Origin of the sequence: Patulibacter sp., assembly GCF_030655195.1 — a bacterium.
In the GTDB taxonomy this organism is placed as follows: domain Bacteria; phylum Actinomycetota; class Thermoleophilia; order Solirubrobacterales; family Solirubrobacteraceae; genus Patulibacter.
In genome coordinates this window covers 1-4,698 of record NZ_JAURWA010000163.1, presented here as the reverse complement: position 1 = coordinate 4,698, position 4,698 = coordinate 1, and the positions used below count along the sequence as shown (strand labels likewise).

7 protein-coding genes are annotated in these 4,698 nt (G+C 76.3%); 3 read left to right on the top strand and 4 right to left on the bottom strand.

The window, feature by feature from the left end:
* Together Q7T67_RS18170 and Q7T67_RS18165 are read right to left on the bottom strand one after the other, a co-directional pair.
* Nucleotides 1–434 (bottom strand): hypothetical protein (locus tag Q7T67_RS18170; RefSeq protein ID WP_304793099.1); only part of this gene is annotated, 434 nt, incomplete at its 3' end.
* A gap of 10 nt (nt 435–444) precedes the next feature.
* The gene (locus Q7T67_RS18165; RefSeq protein WP_304793094.1) at nt 445–1,167 is read right to left on the bottom strand and encodes a FadR/GntR family transcriptional regulator; all 723 of its coding nucleotides are present in this window, start codon (nt 1,165–1,167) and stop codon (nt 445–447) included.
* A gap of 166 nt (nt 1,168–1,333) precedes the next feature.
* Here Q7T67_RS18165 and Q7T67_RS18160 point away from each other — a divergent pair, with 166 nt between their 5' ends.
* Entirely contained in the window at nt 1,334–1,546 is a 213-nt protein-coding gene (locus Q7T67_RS18160; protein WP_304793091.1) for a dodecin, read from the top strand.
* A 32-nt stretch (nt 1,547–1,578) separates the two neighbouring features.
* Here Q7T67_RS18160 and Q7T67_RS18155 read toward each other — a convergent pair whose 3' ends face one another.
* Nucleotides 1,579–1,989, bottom strand: coding sequence for a PaaI family thioesterase (locus Q7T67_RS18155; RefSeq protein ID WP_304793089.1), 411 nt, complete (start codon nt 1,987–1,989; stop codon nt 1,579–1,581).
* Complete coding sequence (locus tag Q7T67_RS18150; protein ID WP_304793087.1) at nt 1,986–3,437, bottom strand: MFS transporter; 1,452 nt, start codon at nt 3,435–3,437, stop codon at nt 1,986–1,988. Before Q7T67_RS18150 ends, Q7T67_RS18155 begins: the two co-directional genes overlap by 4 nt.
* A gap of 57 nt (nt 3,438–3,494) precedes the next feature.
* Here Q7T67_RS18150 and Q7T67_RS18145 point away from each other — a divergent pair, with 57 nt between their 5' ends.
* Nucleotides 3,495–3,971 (top strand): helix-turn-helix domain-containing protein, encoded by a 477-nt coding sequence (locus Q7T67_RS18145; RefSeq protein ID WP_304793084.1) that lies wholly within the window; start codon nt 3,495–3,497, stop codon nt 3,969–3,971.
* Nucleotides 3,972–4,015: 44 nt separating this feature from the next.
* A partial coding sequence (locus Q7T67_RS18140; protein WP_304793081.1) for a DUF6629 family protein occupies nt 4,016–4,698 on the top strand: 683 nt, incomplete at its 3' end.

Sequence of the window (4,698 nt, the reverse complement as noted above, 5' to 3'; positions counted from 1 at the left end):
CGGTCGTCCCCGCGGGGCGGCACGGGCCCCCGGAGCGGCGGCGTGATGCGCAGCGACCGCAACCCCGGCGGGACGTCGAACCGCCCGGGCGTCGCGGCTCCGGGGGGCGGCGGCGCGCCCGTGGAGCGCGCGACGAGCTGGACCTCGATCCGTCCGTCCCGGACGCCGCACGCGAGCATGCCCCGGGCCAGGCGCGCCGTCAGGATCTCGTCGGCGCTCGCGGCGTGCTCGACCTGCGCCAGCAGCAGCGCGTCGTGGCCGTCGAACCGCTCGACGGCGATCGCGCCGACCCCGTCGATCCGGGTCAGCACCGCGATCAGGCGCGAGAGCCGGTCGTGGTCGGTGACGGGCCAGACCCGCAGCCGCGCGGGGCCTGATCGCCCGAGCAGGTGCAGGAGCTCCGCGGCGGGCGACCGCGCGGCGGGGGAGGTCACCCGGTCCGCCTCACGCCGCGGGGACGTCCCCGTGGAGCTGCACGCCGACGAGTGCCCCGGCACGCTCGGCGTCGCCCTCGGCGATCGCGGCGCCGAGCGCCCGGAGCGCGTCGGCGTCGTCGGGCGCGAGCGCCGCGGCGAGCGCCGGGAACGCCGCCACCGCGACGTTCAGCGAGTTGAGCATCAGCCGGTAGGCGACGTTGCCCGCCCCGGCGACGACGGCGCGCCAGAGCGTCTCGTACGTCGCCACGACGTCGGCCGGCGTCCCGCGCTCGACCTCCAGCGCCACGACCTCGACCAGCCGCGCGACCTCGCGCCGCTCGTCGTCGTCCGCCCGCTCGGCGAACCGGCGCACCGCGTCCACGCCGATCAGCGCCCGCAGCTCCAGGACGGACCGGACGACCTCGGCCGGCGGCCCCTCCTCCCCGGACGCACCTGCGTCGCGGACGAGGTCCAGCAGCAGGTCGAGGCCGCCGTGCTCGCGCCAGTCCTGGACGCGGGTCGCGCCGCCGTGGCTGATCCGGACGAGCCCCGCCTGCTCGAGGCGCTTGAGCGCCTCGCGCACGGCGTGGCGGTTGACCCCGTGGGTCTCGGCGAGCGCGCGCTCGGACGGCAGCGCGTCGCCGGCCGCCAGCTCGCCCGAGAGGATCTGCGCACGCACCCGGTCGTGCAGGACCTCGGAGACGCGAGGCGACTGCCCCGTGCCCCGTCCGCCCGCCGACTCGTCCGCCATCAGGGAGGTTCTAGCAGCCCCGCGGCGGGTGCCAGCGCGCCACGCCACCCCCCGGCCCGACGGGGGGCCTTGCGGTCCGCCCGCCGTTTGACGTGCGGTCGCCGGGGGGTACACGACCCGGGGAGCGCCGACCGGCGCACCCACCCCCACCCACGAGGTTCCTCGCATGTCCGACAACGTCTACCGCACCATCAAGGTCACCGGCAGCTCCACCGAGAGCGTCGCCGACGCCATCCGCAAGGGCGTCGCGGCCACCGGCAAGACGGTCGAGAAGGTCGAGTGGTTCGAGGTCACCTCGATCCGCGGGCACGTCACGGACGGCACCGTCGAGCACTTCCAGGTGACGATGGACATCGGTCACCAGGTCACGGAGCAGTAGGGCCGAGGCGGGCGGGGCCCGGCCCCTCCGCCTCACCCCTTCATCGGCACGTTCTGCAGGCGCACCCGCCCCTGCGCCACGAGCTTGCCGTCCTCGCGCGTCAGATCGCACTGCCACAGCTGGCCGGTCCGCCCCTGGTGGATCGGCCACGCGCGCACGTCGAGGCGCCCCTCCGTGTGCGCCCGGACGAAGTCGGTGTGGTTCGACAGGCCGACGGAGAACATCCCCTGGTCGAGCACCGCCGCCGACGCGCCGATGCTGCAGGCGGACTCCACGGCCGTCGCGTAGACGCCGCCGTGCACGACGCCCCACGGGGTGTGGTGGTCCACGCCCGCGTCGATGTGGCCGACGACCTCCTCGCCCGTCGCGACGGTGGTCTCGAGACCGGCGCCCTTCAGGAACGCGTTCGCGGCGGCGAGGGACAGATCGGGGGTCGGGGTCATGCGAGGGCCTTCTCGGTGGTGGGGGTGGCCTGCGCCCGGGCGGGCCGCAGGAGGACGAAGACGGCGATCGCCCCGGCGACCGCGATGCCGGCGACGACGAGCAGCAGCGCGTTCATCGCCCCGGTGGCGGCCGCGGCCGCGGCCTGCCCGTCCGCCACGCGGTCGGCGGTGCCGGTCCGCAGCAGCCCCACGACGAGCGGCACCCCGAGCGCGGCGCCGAGGTAGCGGGCGGTGTTGTTGGCCCCGGCCCCCATGCCGCTGCGCGACGGCGGGACGACGGTGACGGCGGCCTGGGCGAGCGCGGCGTTCAGCAGGCCGGTGCCGATGCCCAGCACCGCGAGGCCCGGAGCCAGGTGGGCGGGGCTCGAGCCCGCGTCCAGCCCGCGCATCGCGAACAGCCCGACGGCGCAGACGAGCAGCCCGATCGCGGTCTGGGCCCGCGGGGTCAGGAAGCGCCCCAGGACGCGCGCCCGCATCGAGACGAGGAACGCGACGGCCGACCACGGCAGCCCCCAGAGCGCGGCGCCGACGACCGATGCGCCGAGCGCCACGTGCATCCACGTCATGACGTAGGACATGAAGGCCAGGACGGCGACCCCGAGCACGAACGAGCCGATCAGCGCGCCGGTGAAGCCGGCGCGGGCCAGCAGCCGGACGTCGAACACCGGAGCGGCCGAGCGGAGCTCCCAGCGCGCGAACCCGGCGAGCAGGACGAGGGTCGCCGCGAACGCCGCGACCGGCACCGCGCCGCCCCAGCCCGCGGCGTTGCCCTGCACCACACCGGTGGTGAGCGTGGTCAGGCCGGCGCCCAGGAGCGCCGCGCCGACCGGGTCCAGCGGACGGCGCTCGGGGGCGCGGGACTCGCGGAGCCCCCGCGCCCCGGGGACGAGCGCCGCGAGCGACAGGAGCCCGAGCGCGACGTAGGCCGTGCGCCAGCTGCCGACCTCGGCGATCAGCGACCCGGCGAGCGGGCCGGCGGCGATGCCCAGCCCGATCATCGCGCCCCAGACGCCGGTGGCGTGGACGCGTGCGGGGCCGGCCGGGAACGCGCCGGCGATCAACGACAGCGACGTGGCCAGCAGCGCGGCACCGCCGATGCCCTGCAGCGCCCGGGCCAGGCTCAGCACCAGGACGCTCGGCGCGGCCGCACCGAGCAGCCCGCCGACGCCGAAGACGGCGAGCCCCGCGAGGAAGATCCGCCGGCGTCCCAGGTCGTCCGCGAGGCTGCCGGCGACGAGGAGCGCCCCGGCCAGGCCGACGGACATCGACGACAGGATCCAGGTGCGCCCCACGTCCCCGGCGGAGAGGTCCGGGGCGATCGTCGCGAGCAGCCCGAGGGGCATCGTGAACGCGACGAGGACGAGGGCGGTCGCCGCCCCGGCGACCCGCAGCGTGATCCGGGCGCGGACGTCCGGCTCGGGGCTGGGTTCTTCCGCGGGACCTGGCACGGGTCGGCACGATAGCGCGGTTGAGTTCTGATCGCGAACTCAGCTACGATGCGGGGCGTGGACCTGCGCCGGCTCGATTCCGCCACCTGCTCCGTCGCCCGGGCCGTGGACGTCGTGGGGCAGCCGTGGGTCCTGCTCGTCCTGCGCGAGGCCTTCCACGGGCTGCGCCGCTTCTCCGACATGCAGGACCACCTGGGGGTCTCCCGCTCGGTGCTCGCCTCCCGGCTCGAGGCCATGGTGCAGGAGGGCCTCCTGGAGCGCTCGCCCTACCGCGAGCCCGGTCAGCGCGAGCGCACGGAGTACGTCCTGACGGACAAGGGCCGCGACCTCTACCCCGTCATCGTCGCGCTGCGCCAGTGGGGCGACCGCCACCTGGCCGGCGAGGCCGGCGTGCCGATCCACTCCGAGCACGCGGGGTGCGGCGCCGCCGTCCACGCCGAGCTCGTCTGCGAGGCCGGGCACGTCGTGGACTCCGGCGACGTCGTCCGTCGCCCCGGCCCGGGCTCCCGCCTGCGCGACGCCGTCGCGGGCTGACCCCGGCCGGCGCCCGCCGGACCGCGTACCGTTCGCGGCCGTCCATGTGTCTCTCGCCCGAGGTCGACTTCGTCGCCGGCAGCGCGATCGCCGCCGTCGGCGTGGCGACCCTGACCCAGGTCCGCCGGCCACGGGACCTGGTCGTCGCGGCCCTGCCGCTGGGCTTCGGGATCCACCAGTTCGTCGAGGGCTTCGTCTGGCTCGGCCTGCGCGGCCAGGTCTCCCCCGGCCTCGGCGACGCGGCCCGCGACGCCTACGTGATCTACGCGCAGGCGGTCCTGCCGATCGTCGTCCCGCTGGGCTTCGCGCTGCTCGAGCGGGACCGTCGGCGCCGCATGCTCGTCCGGCCCTTCGCGGTCCTGGGCCTGATCACCGGGCTGTGGCTGCTCTACCAGGTCACCCAGTTCCCGATCCTCGCCGAGGAGCGGGCGCACTGCGTCGCCTACACGACCAACACCCCGTACGCCATCCCCAGCGCGACGGCCTACGTCCTGGCCGTCTGCGCGCCGGCGCTCCTCTCGAGCCGCCGGCACCTGCGCTGGTTCGGCGTCGCCAACGTCATCGGCCTGGCCTTCGCGGCGACGATGCAGGAGGAGGAGTTCACCTCGGTCTGGTGCCTCTACGCCGCCGTGATGAGCTGGCTGATCCTGCTGCACTTCCGGCGCGAGCGGCGCGGGCCCCCGGACGTCCCCGCCGCGCACGCGGGCGCGGTCGACCGGGCCCCGCC